Source organism: Acidovorax sp. 56 (genome assembly GCF_002749705.1).
In the GTDB taxonomy this organism is placed as follows: domain Bacteria; phylum Pseudomonadota; class Gammaproteobacteria; order Burkholderiales; family Burkholderiaceae_C; genus Acidovorax.
Genome location: NZ_PEEV01000001.1, coordinates 4362040 through 4381494 on the forward strand (window position 1 = coordinate 4362040; position 19455 = coordinate 4381494).

At 65.4% G+C, this 19455-nt stretch carries 17 protein-coding genes; 8 read left to right on the forward strand and 9 right to left on the reverse strand.

Features of this window, described 5'->3' with window-relative positions; translation table 11 throughout:
• Positions 1–38: 38 nt before the first annotated feature.
• The 3 genes from CLU88_RS19360 (at position 39) to CLU88_RS19370 (ending at position 5431) form a co-directional block, all read left to right on the forward strand.
• The gene (locus CLU88_RS19360; RefSeq protein ID WP_099657993.1) at positions 39–1295 is read left to right on the forward strand and encodes a Zn-dependent hydrolase; all 1257 of its coding nucleotides are present in this window, start codon (positions 39–41) and stop codon (positions 1293–1295) included.
• 438 nt (positions 1296–1733) lie between these two features.
• On the forward strand, positions 1734–3770 hold the full coding sequence (locus CLU88_RS19365; protein ID WP_099657994.1) for a bifunctional diguanylate cyclase/phosphodiesterase: 2037 nt from the start codon (positions 1734–1736) through the stop codon (positions 3768–3770).
• Positions 3771–3907: 137 nt separating this feature from the next.
• Positions 3908–5431 (forward strand): methyl-accepting chemotaxis protein, encoded by a 1524-nt coding sequence (locus CLU88_RS19370; RefSeq protein ID WP_099657995.1) that lies wholly within the window; start codon positions 3908–3910, stop codon positions 5429–5431.
• A 134-nt stretch (positions 5432–5565) separates the two neighbouring features.
• Here the strand turns inward: CLU88_RS19370 and CLU88_RS19375 are convergent, their stop codons facing one another.
• The 4 genes from CLU88_RS19375 to CLU88_RS19390 form a co-directional block, all read right to left on the reverse strand.
• Complete coding sequence (locus CLU88_RS19375) at positions 5566–6639, reverse strand: bifunctional nicotinamide-nucleotide adenylyltransferase/Nudix hydroxylase (protein ID WP_099657996.1); 1074 nt, start codon at positions 6637–6639, stop codon at positions 5566–5568.
• Positions 6640–6758: 119 nt separating this feature from the next.
• Positions 6759–8459 (reverse strand): NAD+ synthase, encoded by a 1701-nt coding sequence (locus CLU88_RS19380; protein WP_099657997.1) that lies wholly within the window; start codon positions 8457–8459, stop codon positions 6759–6761.
• Positions 8460–8461: 2 nt separating this feature from the next.
• Entirely contained in the window at positions 8462–9655 is a 1194-nt protein-coding gene (gene pncB / locus CLU88_RS19385) for a nicotinate phosphoribosyltransferase (RefSeq protein WP_099659019.1), read from the reverse strand.
• 46 nt (positions 9656–9701) lie between these two features.
• Complete coding sequence (locus CLU88_RS19390) at positions 9702–10559, reverse strand: cysteine hydrolase (protein ID WP_099657998.1); 858 nt, start codon at positions 10557–10559, stop codon at positions 9702–9704.
• 164 nt (positions 10560–10723) lie between these two features.
• Between CLU88_RS19390 and CLU88_RS19395 the strand changes: the two genes are divergently transcribed.
• Together CLU88_RS19395 and CLU88_RS19400 are read left to right on the forward strand one after the other, a co-directional pair.
• Positions 10724–11395, forward strand: a complete 672-nt coding sequence (locus CLU88_RS19395; RefSeq protein WP_099657999.1) for an NUDIX hydrolase — start codon at positions 10724–10726, stop codon at positions 11393–11395.
• Between the two features lie 191 nt (positions 11396–11586).
• Positions 11587–12837, forward strand: a complete 1251-nt coding sequence (locus CLU88_RS19400) for a diguanylate cyclase (protein ID WP_099658000.1) — start codon at positions 11587–11589, stop codon at positions 12835–12837.
• Between the two features lie 21 nt (positions 12838–12858).
• Here the strand turns inward: CLU88_RS19400 and CLU88_RS19405 are convergent, their stop codons facing one another.
• From CLU88_RS19405 to metK, 3 genes are all read right to left on the reverse strand, one after another.
• A complete protein-coding gene (locus CLU88_RS19405; protein WP_099658001.1) occupies positions 12859–13320 on the reverse strand; it encodes a hemerythrin domain-containing protein in 462 nt (153 codons plus the stop codon).
• Between the two features lie 9 nt (positions 13321–13329).
• On the reverse strand, positions 13330–13515 hold the full coding sequence (locus CLU88_RS19410; protein WP_099658002.1) for a DUF1328 family protein: 186 nt from the start codon (positions 13513–13515) through the stop codon (positions 13330–13332).
• Between the two features lie 316 nt (positions 13516–13831).
• Positions 13832–15013: a methionine adenosyltransferase gene (gene metK, locus CLU88_RS19415; RefSeq protein ID WP_099658003.1), complete on the reverse strand. Its 1182-nt coding sequence runs from the start codon at positions 15011–15013 to the stop codon at positions 13832–13834.
• Between the two features lie 131 nt (positions 15014–15144).
• Here metK and CLU88_RS19420 point away from each other — a divergent pair, with 131 nt between their 5' ends.
• Both CLU88_RS19420 and CLU88_RS19425 read left to right on the forward strand, forming a co-directional pair.
• Entirely contained in the window at positions 15145–15996 is an 852-nt protein-coding gene (locus tag CLU88_RS19420) for a lysophospholipid acyltransferase family protein (protein WP_099658004.1), read from the forward strand.
• A complete protein-coding gene (locus CLU88_RS19425) occupies positions 15993–16862 on the forward strand; it encodes a lysophospholipid acyltransferase family protein (RefSeq protein WP_099658005.1) in 870 nt (289 codons plus the stop codon). Before CLU88_RS19420 ends, CLU88_RS19425 begins: the two co-directional genes overlap by 4 nt.
• Before the next feature lie 115 nt (positions 16863–16977).
• Here the strand turns inward: CLU88_RS19425 and CLU88_RS19430 are convergent, their stop codons facing one another.
• Both CLU88_RS19430 and yihA read right to left on the reverse strand, forming a co-directional pair.
• Positions 16978–17886, reverse strand: coding sequence for an alpha/beta fold hydrolase (locus CLU88_RS19430; RefSeq protein WP_099658006.1), 909 nt, complete (start codon positions 17884–17886; stop codon positions 16978–16980).
• A 55-nt stretch (positions 17887–17941) separates the two neighbouring features.
• Positions 17942–18637 (reverse strand): ribosome biogenesis GTP-binding protein YihA/YsxC, encoded by a 696-nt coding sequence (gene yihA, locus CLU88_RS19435; protein WP_199173549.1) that lies wholly within the window; start codon positions 18635–18637, stop codon positions 17942–17944.
• Between the two features lie 140 nt (positions 18638–18777).
• On the opposite strand from yihA, the gene CLU88_RS19440 reads away from it, so the two are divergent.
• Entirely contained in the window at positions 18778–19407 is a 630-nt protein-coding gene (locus CLU88_RS19440) for a cytochrome c (protein WP_099658008.1), read from the forward strand.
• The last annotated feature ends 48 nt before the right edge of the window (positions 19408–19455 follow it).

The following is a 19455-nucleotide window of genomic DNA, read 5'->3' on the forward strand; positions in this document are numbered from 1 at the left end:
GAAGCATTCAACATCCCAGACATCCCCCGGAGAACACCATGGACACCCAAGTCAAACCCAACATCGAAAACCTGCGCATCAACGGCGACCGCCTGTGGTCCTCTCTCATGGAGCTGGCCCAAATTGGCGGCACGCCCAAAGGCGGTGTGTGCCGCCTGACGCTGACCGACCTGGACAAGCAGGGCCGTGACCTGGTGCTGGGCTGGGCCCGCGAAGCGGGCATGAGCGTCACCATCGACAAGATCGGCAACGCCTTCATGCGCCGCCCCGGGCGCAACAACAGCCTGCCGCCCATCATGACCGGCAGCCACATCGACACCCAGCCCACGGGCGGCAAGTTCGACGGCAACTACGGCGTGCTGGCGGGCATCGAGGTGGTGCGCACGCTCAATGACCATGGCATCGAAACCGAAGCGCCGATCGAGGTGGCGTTCTGGACCAACGAAGAAGGCAGCCGCTTTGTGCCCGTGATGATGGGCTCGGGCGTGTTCGCCAAGGCCTTCACGCTGGAGCATGCCTACGCCGCGACCGACACCGAGGGTAAAACGGTGAAGGGCGAGCTCGAACGCATTGGCTACATCGGCGAGCAGGAGCCGGGCGACCACCCCATCGGCGCCTACTTTGAAACCCACATCGAACAAGGACCCGTGCTGGAAGACCACGACAAGACCATCGGCGTGGTCGAAGGCGTGCTCGGCATCCGCTGGTTTGACTGCACGGTGACGGGCATGGAGGCCCACGCAGGCCCTACACCCATGGCGCTGCGCAAGGACGCAATGCTGGCCGCCACGCGCATCATGCAAGACGTGGTGGCCGCTGCCCACCGCCACCCGCCGCACGGGCGCGGCACCGTGGGCATGGTGCAGGTGTTCCCCAACAGCCGCAACGTGATTCCGGGCCGGGTCAAGTTCAGCATCGACCTGCGCAACAGCACCGATGCGCTGGTCGATGCCATGGTGGCCGAGGTCAAGGCCTTTGCCGACCAGGTGGCCAAAGAGCATGGTGTGCAGGTGCAGATCGACCTCGTCTCCAGCTACCCGGCCCAGCAGTTCCACGCCGAATGCGTGCAGGCCGTGGGTCGCGCCGCCGCCAAGCTGGGCTACAGCCACATGCCTGCGGTGTCCGGCGCGGGGCACGACGCGGTGTACATGGCCAAGCTGGCTCCGGCGGGGATGATCTTCATCCCCTGCAAGGACGGCATCAGCCACAACGAGATCGAAGACGCCCAGCCCGCACACATCACGGCCGGGTGCAACGTGCTGCTGCACGCCATGCTGGAGCGTGCTTTGGCCTGATTTGCTATTAAAAACATAGCTTCTGGCGCTTTTAAATAAAGCGCTAGAGCCTGTTTTTATTGAAATTTCTGCACAAGCCTGCAAGGCCTATGGGGTGGGAGAAGAGAGTGGGCGTTTGCGCTGCGCCGCCCGGGGGCGCTGGGCCTGCGTAAGCAGTCCCCCTCTGCCTTGGGTCAAAAAGTGCGTGGAAAAATGCGCGGGTTATGAGAGTATGTAAAAGCCTGTAACGGCTTTTGGAACAGGTTCTCAGAGCAGGCCTTTGGCCTCAGGTGTTCTCCTCGCCCTTTTTGCGTACCGACTGCGCTGCCTCCCCATGCTTGTCCCCGCTCCTTTGCCCACTTGGTGGGATGCCCTTGTCTGTGTCCGGCCCTTGGGCTGGCGGGCGTGAGGCTGGGCACCGTGGTTTCCCCCGTCCTTCCCAGAAATCCCCCTGCGGCTTTGGCCATCCCCCTGAGCGCGCCAGACGCCTTGGCGCTGGCTGAACGGGCCCAGCGCTACGCTGCGCTGGAGTGGCTGTCGCGCCCCGTGTGGGTGTTCGACATCGACCACAAGCGGGTGCATTGGGCCAACACGGCGGCGCTGTCGGTGTGGCAGGCCGAATCGCTGCAGGCGCTGTGCGCGCGGGACATGGGGCGCGACATGTCGGGCTCTGTGGCCCAGCGGCTGGCCCAGTACCAGAGCGACTTTGCCGCCTCGGATGCGCGCTTTAACGAGCAGTGGACGGTGTACCCGGACGGGGTGCCGGTGTCGCTCAATGTCCGTTTCAGCGGCCACCGGCTGCCCGATGGGCGCATGTGCATGTTGTGCGAGGCCGAGCCCGTGGGCAGCGTGGCGCCCGAATCCCTGCGCTCGGTCGAGGCACTGCTGCACACCGCGGTGATGATCACGCTGTACGGGCAAGACGGCCATGCGCTGTACCGCAACCCGGCGGCGCGCGCCGCCGTGTTCCAGCCCGACGAACGCCTGGAAGACCGCGTGGGCGACGCGGCTGCCTATGCCGCGCTGGCCGCCAGCCTGACCAGCCAAGGCGTGGGCACCTTGACCTTGTCGGTGCCCACGCCCACAGGGCAGCGCTGGCACGAGCTATCGGCCCGCCAGTGCCGCGACGCGGTGACGGGGCAACATGCCGTGCTGGTGAGCGAGGCGGACATCAGCGCCATCAAGCGCACCGAAGAGCGGGCCAACTTCCAGGCCCTGCACGATGCCCTCACCGGGCTGCCCAACCGCACGCACTTCATGCAGCGCTTTGCCTGGGCGGTGTCCGAGGCCCAGGCGCAGGGGCAGGAGGTGGCGCTGCTCTTCATCGACCTGGACCACTTCAAGGACGTGAACGACACCCTGGGGCACGCGGCCGGCGACCAGTTGCTGGTGACCATGGCCCAGCGCCTGCGCCACGCCAAGCGCAGCACCGACATGGTGGCGCGCTGGGGTGGCGATGAGTTTTTGGTGCTGGTGATGTCGGCCGACATCCGCAAAGACCTGGCGGCGCTGCACGATCGCATCTCGGCCGCTGTGGCCACCCCGGTGCGCATTGGCGATGTGGACGCCCGCGTGACCCCCAGCGTGGGCGTGGCGCTGTACCCGCGCGATGGCGACACCATCGAGATCCTGCTGCGCAACGCCGACCTGGCCATGTACGCCGCCAAGGACCAGGGGCGCGACACCATGGCGTTCTATGACGAGCACATGGCGCAAACCGTGCGCAGCCGCACCGAGCTGGAGGCCGAGCTGCGCCACGCCCTGGCGCGCCAGGAGTTCGAGGTGTACTACCAGCCGCGCGTGGCGGCGGGCAGCAACGCCATCATGGGGGTGGAGGCGCTGGTGCGCTGGAACCATCCGCGTCTGGGGCTGGTGTCGCCCGATCAGTTCATCCCTCTGTGCGAAACCACCGGGCTCATCCGGCAACTGGGGCTGTGGGTGTTTGCCCGCGCTGCGCAGCAGCAGGTGGCGTGGGCGGCGCAGGGGTTTGACATGGTGGTGTCGGTCAACCTGTCGGCCCGCCAGTTCATGCACCCCGAGCTGCTGGCCGACCTGACCCGGGCACTGCAGCAAGCGGGGGCCGACCCCGCGCGCCTGGAGGTGGAGATCACCGAGTCCATGCTGCTGGGGCACGACCCCCGGCAGCTGGCGGTGCTGCAGTCCATTGCAGCGCTGGGGCTGTCGATTGCGCTCGATGACTTTGGCACGGGCTACTCCAACCTTGCCTACCTGCAGCGCTTTCCCATCCACACCCTCAAGATCGACAAGACCTTCATCCAGGGCTCGGACGCCAACCGTTCGCTGGCCGAGCTGATCGTGTCGCTGTGCCAGTTGATGAAGCTCACGGCCGTGGCCGAAGGGGTGGAGACGCAGGAGCAGCTGGACTGGGTGGTGGCGCAGGGCATCGCGCAGTACCAGGGCTACCTGTATGCCCGGCCTTTGCCGGTAGGGCAGTTCACCGCATTGCTGAAAAACCGCGCCCTTGGGGACGCGTAGGCGCTCACCCACTTCGGTTGTTAGGCGCTGTATTTACGCCACAAAGCCAAGGCTCAAATGCATTGGGTTACCACGTTGCTGTGACATCTCGGTGTATCGTCTGGTTACTTTTTCACCTCTTTTGAGATCACGCAAGCATGAAGCTGAAAACCCGAATCCTGTGGCTGTGCGCCGCCACCCTGCTGGGCCTGGTCGTGTTGTCGGCCGTGGCGCTCACCACGCTGTACCAGTCGATGATGAAAGAGCGCACTGCGCAGCTGTCCAACCTGGTGGTGCTGGCCCATGCAGCCGCGCAAAAGGCGCACGACAAGGAAAAGAGCGGTGCCCTCTCGCGCGAGGATGCGATCAAAGAAGCCACCCGCACCATCGGCAGCTTTGTGGACAAGGACAAATACTTCTTTGTGCGCGGTTTCAGCAACGATGTGAACTACGTGCACCCCAACCCCAAGCGCATCGGCATCGTCGATGAAAAGGGCGGTAAGGAAGCCGGTGTGCGCTACCGCGCGGCACTGCAAGGCGTCACCATCGGCACCGTCACGGCGCCGGGCACCCGCCCTGGCGCCAAGGAGCCGGTGGACAAGCTCTACGCCATCATCAAGTTCGAGCCCTGGGACTGGATCATCGGCTTTGGCGACTATGTGGACGACATTGAAAACGCCTTCTGGCGCAACACCGCCATCCTGCTGTCGATTGGCGCGGTGCTGATGCTGGTGATCGCCCTGATGGCCTGGCAAATGCTGCGCACCCTGGTGCACCAATTGGGTGGCGAGCCGCAGTACGCCGCCGATGTGGTCACGCAGATCGCCGAAGGCAACCTGGCGGTGGATGTGAAGACCCTGCCGGGCGACACCACCAGCATCCTGCACGCCATTCGCGCCATGCGCGACAACCTGGCCCACCTGGTGCGCCAGGTGCGCGACAGCACCGACTCCATCACCACGGCATCGTCCGAGATCGCGGCAGGCAACGGCGACCTGTCGGCCCGCACCGAGTCGCAGGCCAGCGCGCTGCAAGAGACGGCCGCCTCCATGGAGCAACTGACCTCCACCGTGCAGCAAAACGCCGCCAATGCGCGCCGCGCCGACGAGCTGGCGCGCGCCGCCTCTGAGATGGCGGTGCGCGGGGGTGAGGTGGTGCACGAAGTGGTCGGCACCATGAGTTCCATCAACCAGTCCTCGCGCAAGATCGTGGACATCATCAGCGTGATCGACGGCATTGCGTTCCAGACCAACATCCTGGCGCTGAATGCGGCGGTGGAAGCCGCCCGTGCAGGCGAGCAAGGCCGTGGCTTTGCCGTGGTGGCCAGCGAAGTGCGCGGGCTGGCCCAGCGCAGCGCCGCAGCCGCCAAGGAGATCAAGGCCTTGATTGACGACTCCGTCGCCAAGGTGGGCGTGGGCGCCGAGCTGGTCGAACGCGCGGGCAGCACCATGAGCGAGGTGGTGACGGGTGTGCAGAGTGTGACGGCGATGGTGGGCCAGATCAGCGCCGCCAGCAGCGAGCAAAGCGCGGGCATTGCCCAGGTCAACCAGGCCATCACGCAGATGGACCAGGGCACGCAGCAAAACGCAGCCTTGGTCGAAGAAGCCCTGGCCGCCGCGCAGTCGCTCAGCCACCAGGCCGTGGCCCTGTCGCAAACGGTGGGCAAGTTCCGCGTGGGTTGAGTGAGCACCCCCTGAGTCGCTTCGCGCCTTCCCCCTCTCTGGCATTGCTGCGCAATGCGTAGGGGGACGCCCCCGGTGCGGCGGGGCGGCCCTTGCATGGGGGCTCTGGTTTGGGGCCGCGTCCGCTTTAGCCGCTAAGCCCGTTTCGTACTGCTGAGCTGTTCGCTGGACATCAATGAGCCTGTCAGTCCCAAAAAGTGGTCCAGCATGTGGAAGTGGTCTTCAAAGAATTCCTCCTCCAGGCCTGCCAACTGGTCGAGGCGTGTCCACTGCACCAGCGCCGCATCGTCGTCGGCCTGCACCACCGGAAACGGCGCATCCCCCAGGTCAAAGTAATGCGCGTGCGTCAGCGTGCGCCCGCGCTGGCTGCGGTCGGGGTGGTCGAACACGGCCACCGATTGCAAGGCGGCCTGCATGGTGGCCTCGGGCAGGTGGCAGTGGGTTTCTTCCACCAGCTCGCGCAGGCACGACTGCCACACGGTTTCGCGCTGCTCGATGAAGCCGCCGGGCACCGCAAGCTGGCCCTTGCCGGGGGCGTGGGCACGGCGGATCAGCAGCACATGGTTTTGGCAACGCAGCACGGCGTCCACGGTGACGAACACGGGCGGGTAGGGGGCCTTGGCCCAGGCTTCGCGGTAGCCGCGCAGCATGCGCCACTCTTGCTGCAGCGCCATGTAGTGCGGGGTCTGGGCCAGGGCCTGCAACTGCGCCCGTGTGCTGGCCGGGATGTCTGCCGCCAGTGGCGCCAGTGCTTCGCCCACGGTGTCTGCGGTGGCGCCAAAGTAGGCGTCGCGGACGGCGGTGGCGTCCATGCTGCCCTGGCGCGGCAGGTCGATGAGGGACCAGCCGGGGAAGGCGCGCAGGTAGCTGCTGGTCGCGTCCTTGAAGTGGCCCACCAGCGCGATGCGTGCACCAGGCTGCGTGCGCTCGGCCACGCCGGCGCGCACGGCCTGCACCCACACGGCTTCGTTGTAGTAGTCGCGCACCGGCAGCACTTGCACGCGGGCGCGGTCGGCTTCGGGCAAGGCTTGCAGCAGCATGGCCTGGCGTTCTTGCCAGGTGAAGGGGTTCTTGGGCGAGCGGGCCTGCCAGGCCGATCCCACCACCACGATGACCTGGGGCGCCTGCCGCAGGGCCTCTTGCAGCAGAGCCAGGTGGCCGCTGTGCACGGGTTCAAAGCGGCCGATGAGGAGGGCGGTGTCGTGCATGGGTCTCCAGTGCTTTTGAGAGAAATAGCGCTCTTGCGCTTGATAGATCAGCGCAAGCAGCTATTGTTTTTGTAGTGATTTTACGCGGCGGGCTATGGCGTGCATGGTGGAGGACTCCGTCAAACATACCTGGCAGCAATCGGCATCTGCCGCCCGCTGCCAAAGGCCCGGGCGCGCACGCGCACGATGGGCGGGGCCTGGCGGCGCTTGTACTCGTTGCGCGCCACCATCTGGCGCACGCGCTGCACCAGGGCGCGGCCCGCGTCGTCGGTTTGCAGCTGGGCCACGAAGTTTTGAGCCGCCGCGTGCTCCGCAGCAGAAAGGCGGTCGCCTTCGATGAGCAGCTTGAGCACTTCGTCCAGCACCGGGTAGGGCGGCAGGCTGTCCACATCGCGCTGGCCGGGGGCCAGTTCGGCAGAGGGTTCTTTGTCGATGATGGCCTGCGGTATCAGCGCGCGCCCGGCGTGTTCGTTGACGTGGCGCGAGAGGGCAAACACTTCGGTCTTGTAGAGGTCGCCAATCAGGCCCAGGCCGCCGTTGGTGTCGCCGTACAGCGTGCAGTAGCCCACCGAGATTTCGCTCTTGTTGCCCGTGGTGAGCAGCAGGTGGCCGAAGGCGTTGGAGTATTCCATCAGCACCGTGCCGCGAATGCGTGCCTGCAAATTCTCCAGCGGAAGGCCCGCCAACGGCTGGCCAAAGCTGGCCTCGAACTGCTGCGCGTAGCCTGCTACCAAGTCGGCAATCGGGTGGGTGAAGAGCCGCACGCCCAGGTTCTGGCACAGCGCGGCTGAATCATCGACCGAGCCGCTGCTGGAGTAGCGCGAGGGCATGGTGATACCCACCACGTTGTCGGCACCCAGCGCCTCTGCGGCCAGCGCCAGGGTGAGCGCGCTGTCGATGCCGCCCGAGCTGCCCACCACCACTTGCTGGAAGCCGCAGCGCCGGGCGTAGTCGCGCAGGCCCAGCACGATCTGCTGGCGGTAGAAGTCCATGGTGGGCAGGCCCTCGGCGGGCACGCTTGCGGGGGTTGCGCCATCGGCGGTGCGGAAGTGGCCGTTGTCAAACTGCAGGGTGCGTACATCCTCTACAAAGCGCGCGGCCTCAAACACCACGCCCGCATCGGGCTCGGCGGCAAATGAAGCGCCGTCGTACACCAGCTGGTCGTGTCCGCCGACCTGGTTCACGTACAGGATGGGCAGGCCATGGCGGCGTGCCGCGTCGCCAAAGATCTGGTGGCGCTGTTCGCGTTTGCCGATGTGGCTGGGGCTGGCGTTGATGCTCACCACCAGGTCGGGGGCCGCGTCGCGCAGGCGCTCGAAGGGGTTGGTGGCGTAGTCGGCGCCGTGGTCGTTCCAGCCGTCTTCGCAGATCAGCAGGCCTACCTGGGCGCTACCGATGCGCAGCACCTTGGCCACGTCGGGGCCTGGCTCGAAGTGGCGGCGCTCGTCAAAGATGTTGTAGGTGGGCAGCAGCTGCTTGGCGTATTGCAGGCGCACGGCGCCGCCTTGCAGCACCAGCAGGCTGTTGTGCAGCTTTTTGCCGGGGCCTTGCGCGGGTGTGGGGGCGCCCACCACCCAGTGCAATTGCGGCAGGGCGGCAGAGGCCTGCTGCAGCGCGGCCAGGCCAGCCGCGATGCGTTGCTGGAAGGCGCTTTCCTCCAGCAGGTCGCCGGGGTAGTAGCCGCACAGCGACAGCTCGCTGAACACGACGAGGTCGGCCTGCTCGCGGGCCGCTTGCTGCGCGGCGGCCACCATGCGGGCCACGTTGCTTTCGATGTCACCCACGGTGACGTTGAGTTGGGCGAGGGTGATGCGGAGCATGGTCAATCCTTCACATGGAAGACCTGACGCAGATAGGCCAGGTAGGTTTCATCGTCGCACAGCGTCTTGCCAGGCGTGTCCGACAGCTTGGCCACGGGTTGCCCGTTGGCGCGCACGAGTTTCATCACGATGTTCAGGGGCTTGTGGTCTGCACCCATGTCGTTGGTGAGGTTCGTGCCAATGCCAAACCCGAGCTGCGTGCGGTCGCCAAAGTGGCGGTACAGCATGAGGGCGCGTTCCAGGTCGAGCCCGTCGGAGAACACCAGCCGCTTGGTGTGGGCGTCGATGCGCAGGCGGGCGTAGTGCGCGAGGGCCTTCTCGCCCCAGGCCACCGGGTCGCCCGAGTCGTGGCGCAGGCCATCAAACAGCTTGGCGAAGTACAGGTCAAAGTCGGCCAAAAAGGCGTCCATGCCCACGGTGTCGGTCAGCGCAATGCCGAGGTCGCCCCGGTACTCCTGCACCCAGTCTTCGAGCGCGGCCTTTTGAAAGTCGCGCAGCCGCACGCCCAGGGCCTGGTAGGTTTGCAGGTATTCGTGCGCCATGGTGCCGATGGGCACCAGGCCCAGATCGCGCGCCAGCAGCACGTTGCTGGTGCCCTTGAACCACTGCGGCGCTTCCCGCGCAAAGGTCTGCACCACCTCGCGCTGCCAGGCCCCGCTGTAGCGGCGGCGCAGGCCAAAGTCGAACAGCTCGAACGGGTGGCGCAGCGTGGCTTTTTGCGCCAGGGCCTGCAGCTGCTGCACCTTGGCGGCCAGGCGCTCGCGGCCGCTGGCGAGGGCTGCAGTGGCGTCGAAGCGGCGGAAGTACAGCTCGTTGACGATGGCCAGCACAAAAATCTCAAACCCCATCACATGCACCTGCGGCCCCTGCGCCACGATGTGCAGTTGCTCGCCTTCGGCCCAGGCGCTGATGAAACTGCGCTGGAACTGGAAGATGCGCAGAAAGTCCACAAAGTCGCTTTGGATGTAGCGCAGCCCGGCCACGTAGGCCAGTTCATCGGGCGTGAAGCGCAGGGTGCACAGGTGGTCCAGCGCGGCGTTCACCTCGGGCAGCAGCTCGGCCAGCGGGTAGGCGGGCGTGTTGCGGCACACAAAGCGGTACTCGCTTTGCGTTTGCGGGTGGCGGTGCAGCAGCGCCTGCCACATGGTGAACTTGTAGAGGTCGGTGTCGAGCAGGCTGGTGATGACGGGTTGCATGGTGATGCTCACTTATTAATAGCTGCTTGCGCTTTATGGATAAGCGCTAGAGGCTGATTTTATCCATGGTGGCGAGCTGTGCGCCCGCAGCGCGCATGCCCTCCAGAAACGCCTGGTGCTGCGACTCGAACCCGCCCACGGGGCTCATGCCATCGGTCAGCAGCACGATGCGGCTGGCTTGCCAGAGTGGCTGCAGGCGGGGCAGGTGCTGCACGATGTGTTCGGTGGTCGATCGCACACAGTGGCTGCTGGCCTCGCCCGCAATCAGCAGCACATCGGCTTGGCCCAACTGGCGTAGCAGGGCGGTGTTGAGGGCGGTGCGTTCGTCCGCAGCATCGGGCACCTCGGCCTCGATGGCGCTGTAGTGCTCGGTCCAGGGGTTGGTGCCCTTGAACACGTTGCGCACCGCACGCTGGCGCTGCAGTTGCCATGCGCCGCAGGCGGCCAGCACGTCGGCATGCACGCCGTGGCCCCAGCTGCCCACCTCGCAGTGCACGGGCCACACCATCAGGGTGTAGCGGCCTTGGGCTTCTAATGCGTCCAGGTACTGCAAGGTGCGGGGCAGGGCGGCGGGGTTGCGCGGTGTGAACTCAGCCGCACGCACCTGGGCGGCGGTGATGGGGGTAAAGGGCGCCACATCGGCCCCCGCACCGGTCTGCCAGAAGCCGGGGTGGGCGATGTCAAAACGCTGGTGCGAGTCGAGCGTGACGGTGATGTCGTCAAAGTGGCTGCCTTGCTGGCGGATGAACTGCGCCAGGCGCTGCATATCTGCATGGGCGCCCGGCACGGGCAGGGCGGGCGCGGTGCGCTGGCCGGTGAGGGCATCCACGGGCTGCCATGCGGCAGGCAGGTCGCAAAAGTCGTTTTGCGGGTCGATCACCAGCAGCTGGATGTTGCGGGCCATGGGCTTCTCCTTGGTGTGTGGGTGCAGTGTAATCTTGTTAGTACAAAAAATAAACTAAGTAAGTTGAAAAGACTTGTTTCATGGAAAGTGCGAGGAACTCGCCCTAGAAGGTTCCGTGCCTGAGGCCGGTCTTGGTTTGTTCATGTTTGTGACAAACTCGGAGCATGACCGAACCCACCATGCCCGCTGTGATCTGTACCGTCGATGTGGTGCTGCTGACCCTGCAGCAAGGCGCGTTGCAAGTGGCCCTGTTGCGCCGCGAGCGCGCGCCGTTTGCCGGGGCCCTGGCGCTGCCGGGGGGCTACATCCATGCGCAAGAGGATGCCGATGCCCAGGCCAGCGCGGCCCGGGTGCTGCGCGACAAGGCGGGGCTGCAGAGCCCGTACCTGGAGCAACTGGCCACCTTCTCCGGCCCGGTGCGCGACCCTCGGGGCTGGTCGCTGGCCGTGGCGTATTGCGCCCTGGTGCCGCCCGAGGTGCTGGCGGGCACGCCGTTCACATTGGTGCCAGTGGCCGGGCTGCCCGCGCTGCCGTTTGACCACCGTGCCATGGTCGATGCTGCCGTGGCCCGCGTGCGCAGCAAAAGCCAGTATTCGTCCATGCCCGTGCACCTGTGTGCCGAGCCGTTCACGCTGCCGCAGCTGCAGGCCGTGTACGAGGCGGTGCTGGGCGAGCCCGTCAACAAGGTGAGCTTTCGCCGCAAGATGGACGAGCTGGCCATGCTGGAGCCCGTGCCGGGGGCGCTGCAGACTGGGGCGGCGCACCGGCCTGCGCAGCTGTACTGCATCAAGCCGGGGTTTCGGGGCAGCTTGTCAACCAGCAGCCGTGGTTTGTAGGCCATTGCGGCGGTTTGGCAGAAATTTGTTGGACGGGTGGTGCTGAATCTGGCACAACCGCAGCCACGGTGGCCTGTCACACAGGGCGGGTAAGGTCACTGCACCCAACGCGCGGGGCTGCTGCTGAGCGGCGCGCACTATTTTTCTCATGATGCATGTGTCGGCTCCGGTGCCGAGACGCGGGAGTGTGGATGTCGATACGACTCAAATTCAATCTGGTGCTGGCGGTGGTGCTGCTGCTGGCGGCGGCGGGCGCGGGCTTTTATGTGCATGGCTTTTTGCAAAAGGCCGCCATTGATGAGGTGCGCCACAACTCGCAGCTGATGATGCATTCGGCCATGGCGATCCGCGACTACACGACCGAGCTGGTCAAGCCGCACTTGGACGAGAAGCTGGAAGAGAAATTCCTGCCCCAGACGGTGCCCGCCTATGCGGCCACCGAAACTCTCAAGCGCCTGCAAAACCGTTTCCCGGGCTACGAGTACAAAGAAGCCGTGCTCAACCCCACCAACGCGCGCGACCGCGCCAATGAGTGGGAGGAGCGCGTGATCCAGGACTTTCGCGATGGCAAGGTGGACCTGAAGCAGGAAGTCAGCGGCGAGGTGGGCGAGGGCATGCACCGCGCGCTGTACGTGGCCCGCCCCATCACCATCAAGCAGCCGCAGTGCATGGCCTGCCACAGCAGCCCGGCCGTGGCACCGCCCACCATGCTCAAAATTTATGGCGAGAAGAACGGCTTTGGCTGGGCCATGAACGAGACGGTGGGCGTGCAGGTGGTGAAGGTGCCCATGTTCTACCCGCTGGAGAAGGCGCGGCAAACGTTCTACACCGTGATGGGGGCGCTGGTGGGCAGCTTTGTGCTGTTGTTCGTGGGGCTCAACCTGTCGCTGTCGTCGCTGGTGATTGAGCCCATGGCGCGGCTGAACCTCAAGCTCGAAGACCTGGCCACCAAGGATTTCCTGACCGACTTGGTCAACCGCCGCCGCTTCTTTGAGCGGCTGGAGACCGAGATGTCGGCCATCCGCGTCAAGAACAGCAGCCTGTCGGTGGTGATGTTCGACATCGACTTCTTCAAACGCATCAACGACACCTTCGGGCATGACTCGGGCGACGTGGTGCTCAAGAGCACGGCGCTGCGTGTGCGCGAGCTGCTGCGCTCGTCCGACTGCGCGGCCCGCTTCGGGGGGGAGGAGTTCATCATCTTGCTCAAGGAAACCCCGCTGGACGCCGCCATGGCCATCGCCGAGGCGGTGCGCGCGCGCATTGCAGGCACGCCGTTTGACGCGGTGGGCCATGTGAGCGCCAGCTTTGGCGTGGCCACCTGGGACCACAAGGAAGACAGCCATGCCCTCATCAAGCGCGCAGACGAGGCCCTGTACGTGGCCAAGTCGCAGGGCCGTAACTGCGTGGTGCAGGCGAAGGAGCCTGGCGCGGCCGCGTGATGAGCGCAGCGGCTGGGGCGGTCACGCCGCGGCCGAAGAGGCCAGGCTTGCCTTGGCCGCCGCGTACTCGCTGACGTAGCCCCCGGCCAGCGTGGATTTTTGCGCGTCGGTCAGCAGCTTGCCGGCCATCTGAAAGAAGCGCTGCTCCTCTTCGTGCAGGTGGTGTGTCACCTTGTCTGCCAGCTTGCGCGCCAGGGGCAGCCAGCCGGGGCTGGAGGCATCGGTGGCTTGCAGCGCCTCGACCAGTTCGTCGATCGCGTGGTGCTCGGCAATCGCGTGGCGCGACAGGTCCACGCCCGGGTCGAGTTGCATGAGCGGAATGTAGAAGTGCCGCTCTTCGGCCAGCGCATGCACGGCCAATTCGTCTTTCAGCGTGGCAAAGAGGCTGTGGCGGTCGGGGGTGTCGCCGCTGGTTTGCAGCATCTTGGCTGCCAACGTGCGTTGCAGTTCATGGCTTTGGCGCAAGGCTTCAAAAATGGTCATCGCGCGCCCTCACTTCAGCGCACTGCGCACAGCACTGGCGCCCTTGATGGCGAGCACCACAAACACCACCGCGAGCACCAGGAACAGCACAAACAGGATTTTGGCAATGCCTGCGGCCCCGGCCGCTACGCCCGTAAAACCCAGCGCCCCGGCCACCAGGGAAATCAGGGCAAAGATGATCGCGTACTTGAGCATGGGAACGTCCTCCGTGGGTGGTGTAGAGGGCAACCTGCGGGTTGCCAAGAGCCTTCACGATAGGCGTGAGCTCGTGGTGGCGCTGTAGGCCTGCCGAGCTGCGGCGTGTAGGAGGTGCACGCAAGAGGGGCCCACGCGCAAGGCGCCTGTGGGGCGATGGCCCTGCCCTTGGAGTCGGGCATGAAAAAGGGCCCCGAAGGGCCCTGGAGGAAGAGGCGATGTTTACCGCCTTGTCCGTACCTTGGTCTGCGTTCACATCGCCGACGCGATATGAACTTCGCCCGAAGACCGATACCGCGCTGTCAGCGCGGCGGGCTTACAGCCCGGCTGCTGCGCGCAGCGCAGCAGCTTTATCGGTCTTCTCCCAAGTGAATTCGGGTTCTTCGCGGCCGAAGTGGCCGTAGGCGGCGGTCTTGCTGTAGATGGGGCGCAGCAGGTCCAGCATCTGGATGATGCCCTTGGGGCGCAGGTCGAAGTGGGCCTCCACCAGCTTGGCGATCTCGTGGTCAGGGATCACGCCGGTGCCTTCGGTGTACACGGTGATGTTCATCGGGCGGGCCACGCCAATCGCGTAGGCCACCTGGATCTGGCACTGGCGCGCCAGGCCTGCGGCCACGATGTTCTTGGCCACGTAGCGGGCGGCGTAGGCGGCCGAGCGGTCCACCTTGCTGGGGTCCTTGCCGCTGAACGCACCGCCGCCGTGGGGGCAGGCGCCGCCGTAGGTGTCCACGATGATCTTGCGGCCTGTGAGGCCACAGTCGCCTTGCGGGCCACCGATGACGAAGCGGCCGGTGGGGTTGATCAGGTACTTGGTGTCCTGCAGCCATTCTTTGGGCAGCACGGGCTTGATGATTTCTTCGATGCAGGCCTCGTAGAAGCTGGCCTTCATCTTGGTGGCGGTCTCCGACTGGTCGGGGCTGTGCTGGGTGGAGAGCACCACGGTGTCGATGCTGTGGGGCTTGCCGTCCACGTAGCGCATCGTGATCTGGCTCTTGGCGTCGGGGCGCAGGAAGGGCAGGCGGCCGTCCTTGCGCAACTGGGCCTGGCGTTCGACCACGCGGTGGGCGTAGTAGATGGGGGCGGGCATCAGCTCGGGCGTTTCGTCGCAGGCGTAGCCAAACATCAGGCCCTGGTCGCCCGCGCCAATGTTCAGGTGGTCGTCAGACGCATGGTCCACGCCCTGGGCAATGTCGTTGGATTGCTTGTCGTAGGCCACCAGCACGGCGCAGCCCTTGTAGTCGATGCCGTACTCGGTGTTGTCGTAGCCGATGCGCTTGATGGTGTCGCGTGCGACCTGGATGTAGTCGACGTGGGCGTTGGTGGTGATCTCACCGGCCAGCACGACGAGGCCGGTGTTGGTCAGCGTCTCAGCGGCCACACGGCTCTTGGGGTCTTGTTCGAAGATTGCGTCCAGGATCGCGTCAGAGATCTGGTCTGCCACCTTGTCGGGGTGGCCTTCAGAGACGGATTCCGAGGTAAAAAGAAAGTCGTTCGCCATTTGAATAAACTCCTGTGTTCCGGCATTTTGGGCGTCGCCCGCAGCCTAGGGAGCTTTGGCGAACGCTTTAGCAGATTTTTTTTACGTCGCCCTGCAAGTTGCTCATTTAACTCAGCGACCCACATATTTTAATGCCAGTCGTCTTTCGTTTCTTTTCCGCGTTCCCGCTGTGGTTGCTCCACAGCATCGGGTGCGTGCTGGGCTGGGTGGCTTTTGCTGCCTCTGGGGTGTACCGCAAGCGTTTCTTGGCCAATGCAGCGTTGGCTGGGTATTCGTTTGCACAAGTGCGCGCCGCCGTGGGGCACGCCGGGCGCATGGTGGCCGAGCTGCCCCGGCTGTGGCTGGGCGCGCCCGTGCCTGTGCGCATTGAGGGCGAGCCCTGTGTGGAGCAGGCGTGGGCCGCCGGGCGTGGCGTGATTTTTCTCACCCCCCACCTGGGGTGTTTTGAGATGTCGGCCCAGGCCATTGCCACGCGCTGGAGCGCGCAGCAGGGCCCCATCACCGTGCTGTACCGCCCTGCGCGCCAGGCCTGGCTGGCCAAGGTGCAGGAGACCGCCCGCAACCGCCCTGGCATGCAGGCCGTGCCGACCACGTTGTCGGGGGTGCGGCAGATGATCAAGGCCCTGCGCCGTGGCGAGGCCGTGGGCCTGCTTCCCGACCAGGTGCCGCCCGAGGGGCTGGGCGTGTGGTCGCCCGTGTTTGGCAAAGAGGCCTACACCATGACCCTGGCCGCCCGCCTGGCACTGCAGACCGGGGCCACCGTGCTGCTGGTGCGCTGCGAGCGTGAGAGCGCCGGGCGTGGCTTTGTGATGTATGCCGAGCCATTGCCCCAGCCGCTCGATAGTGACCTCAACACCGCCGTAGGGCAGATCAACAGCGCCATGGAACATGTGATTCGCCAATGCCCCGGCCAGTACCTGTGGGGCTATGGCCGCTACAAGCAACCCCGCGCTGATGCGCCGCAGCCCGAGGTGTCCGCATGATGAGTCGGCTGGGTGTGTGGTTCATGGGCGTGCTGGCCCATCTGCCGCTGCCGCTGCTGCGCGGCATAGGCGCGCTGCTGGGGCGGGTGTTGTTTGTGCTGGCGGCGCCCCGGCGCAAGATCACCCTGCGCAACCTGGAGCTGTGCTTTCCTGAAGCGTCCGCAGCCCAGCGCACACAGTGGGCGCGCGAGAGCTTCATCGTGTTTTGCCAGACCTGGCTGGACCGCAGCTGGCTGTGGTCGGCCCCGCAGTCGGTGGTGGAGCGGCGCGTCAAGCTCAAAGGCGCCGTGCACGAGCTGGAAGGGGACGTGCCCACCATCATCTTCGCCCCCCATTTTTACGGCATGGACGCGGGCGGTTTGGTGCTGCCGCTGCGCACGCAGCGCGCATTCACCTCCATCTTCTCCACCCACCCGGACCCGGCCATTGACAAGTGGTTCATGCAGGGGCGCCAGCGCTTTGGCGATGTGCGCATGCTCAACCGGGCCGATGGCGTCAAGCCCATCATCGGCAACCTGCGCAAGGGCGGCCTGCTGTACCTGCTGCCTGACATGGACTTCGGCGCGGGCGAGTCGATCTTTGTGCCCTTTTACGGTGTGCAGACGGCCACCGTGCCGTCGCTCTCGCGCTTTGCGCGCCTGGGCCGCGCCAAGGTGATCGGCATGTACACGCGCCTGACCCCCGAGGGCTATGTGGCCGAGCTGACCTCTGCCTGGGACCATTACCCCACCGACGATGTGGAAGCCGACACCGCCCGCATGAACCGCGAGTTGGAGACCTACATCAACACCATGCCCGGCCAGTACTACTGGGTGCACAAGCGCTTCAAGACGCGGCCTGAGGCGCAGGCGTCGGTGTACGAGTGAGGGGGCGCCACGCAGTGGCTGCAGCGGCGGTCAGTGGCTATTGAGCGTGGAAGTAGATGCAAAAATGGCTGCTAGCGCTTGCAGAATAAGCGCTAGCAGCTATTGATTTTATAGCTTACCAGTTCAGCTGCAAGAAGTGCCCCAGCTCCTGGGCGATGCGCTCGGGGTGCTCGTGCACCACCCAGTGCGATGCCTGCTCGATCTGGCGCAGCTGCAGCCGGTGCACCCAGTCGGGCAGGCCATGCAGCAGGCCTGGCAGCAAGGCCGGGTCGTCCATAGCCCACAGCACCAGTGTGGGCACGTCCACGCGCAGCATCGACTCGGGCAGTTCCACGTCCAGCGCGGCGCGGTCGCCCTCGCGCGGCGGGCGCAGGGGGCTGGCGCGGTAGTAGTTGCAGGCGCCCGTCAGGCCCTGGCGCCACAGGGTGCGGTACTGCTCGCGCACGGGGGCGGTCAGCCAAGTGGGCGCCTGGCCCTCGGGCGTGTTGAAAAAAGCGAAGAGGCGCTCAAAGTCGTTTTCTGCCAGCAGCGCTTCAGCGTCGGGCCTGCACAAAAAGTGCATGTATTGGCTGGCGGCCTGTTGCGCCGGGTTGCTTTGCAGCTCGCGCAAAAAGGCCCCGGGGTGGGGCGAGTTGATGATGGCCAGGCGCTTGAGCCACTGGGGCTGCTGGTTGGCCAGGTTCCAGGCAACGGCGCCGCCCCAGTCGTGGGCCACCAGGCATTCCACCGCACCAGTGGGGCAGGTGGTGGAAATCAGGGCGATCAGGTCTTGCACCAAGTGCTTGGCACGGTAGGCCTCGGTGGCCGGGGGGCTGCTGGATTCACCAAAGCCCCGCAGGTAGGGGGCGATGCAGTGGTAGCCGCCGTTCTCGGGCCGGGCAAAGTGCAGCAGCAACTCGTCCCAGATGAACGCCCCCTCAGGGAAACCATGCAAAAACACCAGCACCGGCCTGCCAGGCATGCCGCTTTCGCGGCACTGCAATGAAACGCCGTGGGGCAGGAGGGCGGTGCGGGTTTGGATCATGGCGAGTTGCTATGGGTTTGATAGCTTCTCGCGCTTGCTTGTCAAGCGCTGGAGGCTATTCTTGCTGTGATTCCTCGTCGTCGCTGGCGGGGTCGGCGGATGCAGCACCCGGGGCGCCATCGGCGGCGGCTGGCGTGCCTTCTGCGCGCACCGGGTGCGCCCATTGCCACAGCAGCCGCGCCACATCGTCCACGCCTTGCTTCTTGAGGGCCGAGAACATCTTCACCTCGCCGCCGCCCGCTTGCAGTCGCGTAATGGACAGCACCTTGGCTTGCTCAGACCGGGTGAGCTTGTCGGCCTTGGTCAGCACGATGAGGAACTTCAGGCCCTCTTCCACGCGGGGGCGCACCACTTCGAGCAGGGCTTCGTCCAGCTCGGTCATGCCCAGGCGGGGGTCGCACAGCAGCACGATGCCGGTCAGGCCAGGGCGGCTGACCAGGTAATTGACCATCACCTGCTGCCAGCGCACCTTGTCCGAGCGTGACACGGCGGCATAGCCGTAGCCAGGCAGGTCGGCCAGCACGGCGTCGGTCACGCCCTGCTTGCCCAGCGAGAACAGGTTGATGTGCTGGGTGCGGCCAGGCTTCTTGGAGGCAAAAGCCAGCTGCTTTTGCTGGGTGAGGGTGTTGATGCACGTGGATTTGCCCGCGTTGGAGCGGCCAACGAAGGCGATTTCGGGCACATCGATGGGCGGCAGGTGGTGCAATTGGGCCGCGGTGGTCAAAAAACGTGCGGTGTGCATCCAGCCCATGGCCGTTTTAGCGTCTGGCACAAGCACAGGGGCGCCGTCAACTGGCGTGGAAGGTGGGGTAGTCATGGAAAGTTGGGATGCTCTGGAGCCTCATTGTAGAATCGTGACGCTTTTGCGCACACAAACAACACACCCTCGATATGAAGTTGCTCGCCTCCTTGCTGACGGCTGCCGTACTCGCAGCACCTGTTTTCACGGCCTTTGCAGCGGGTGATGCACCCAAAGCGGCCAAGCCGGATCTCGTCAAGGGCGAGGCCAGCTTCACTGCGGTGTGCGCGGCATGCCACGGTGCTGACGGTAACTCGGCCATTGCTGCCAACCCCAAGTTGTCGCAGCAGCACCCTGAGTACCTGGTCAAGCAGCTGCAGGAATTCAAGTCCGGCAAGCGCAACAACGCGGTCATGAAGGGCTTTGCCTCCATGCTGTCGGACGAGGACATGAAGAACGTTGCCTACTGGGTGGCCTCCAAGCCCGCCAAGGCCGGTTTCGCCAAGGACAAAGACCTGGTGGCACTGGGTGAGCGCATCTACCGCGGTGGCATTGCAGACCGCAACATCGCCGCCTGCGCAGGCTGCCACAGCCCCAACGGTGCAGGCATTCCTGCCCAGTACCCCCGCCTGTCGGGCCAGCACGCTGACTACACCGTGGCCCAGCTGAACACCTTCCGCGACGGCACCCGCGCTAACAGCACCCAGATGACCCAGGTGGCCGCCAAGCTCAACGACAAGGAAATCAAGGCCGTGGCGGATTACATCGCTGGCCTGCGCTGATTGATCTTGGTCAACAAACCGTGGCCTGTTTGACCGGGCAGCACGGAA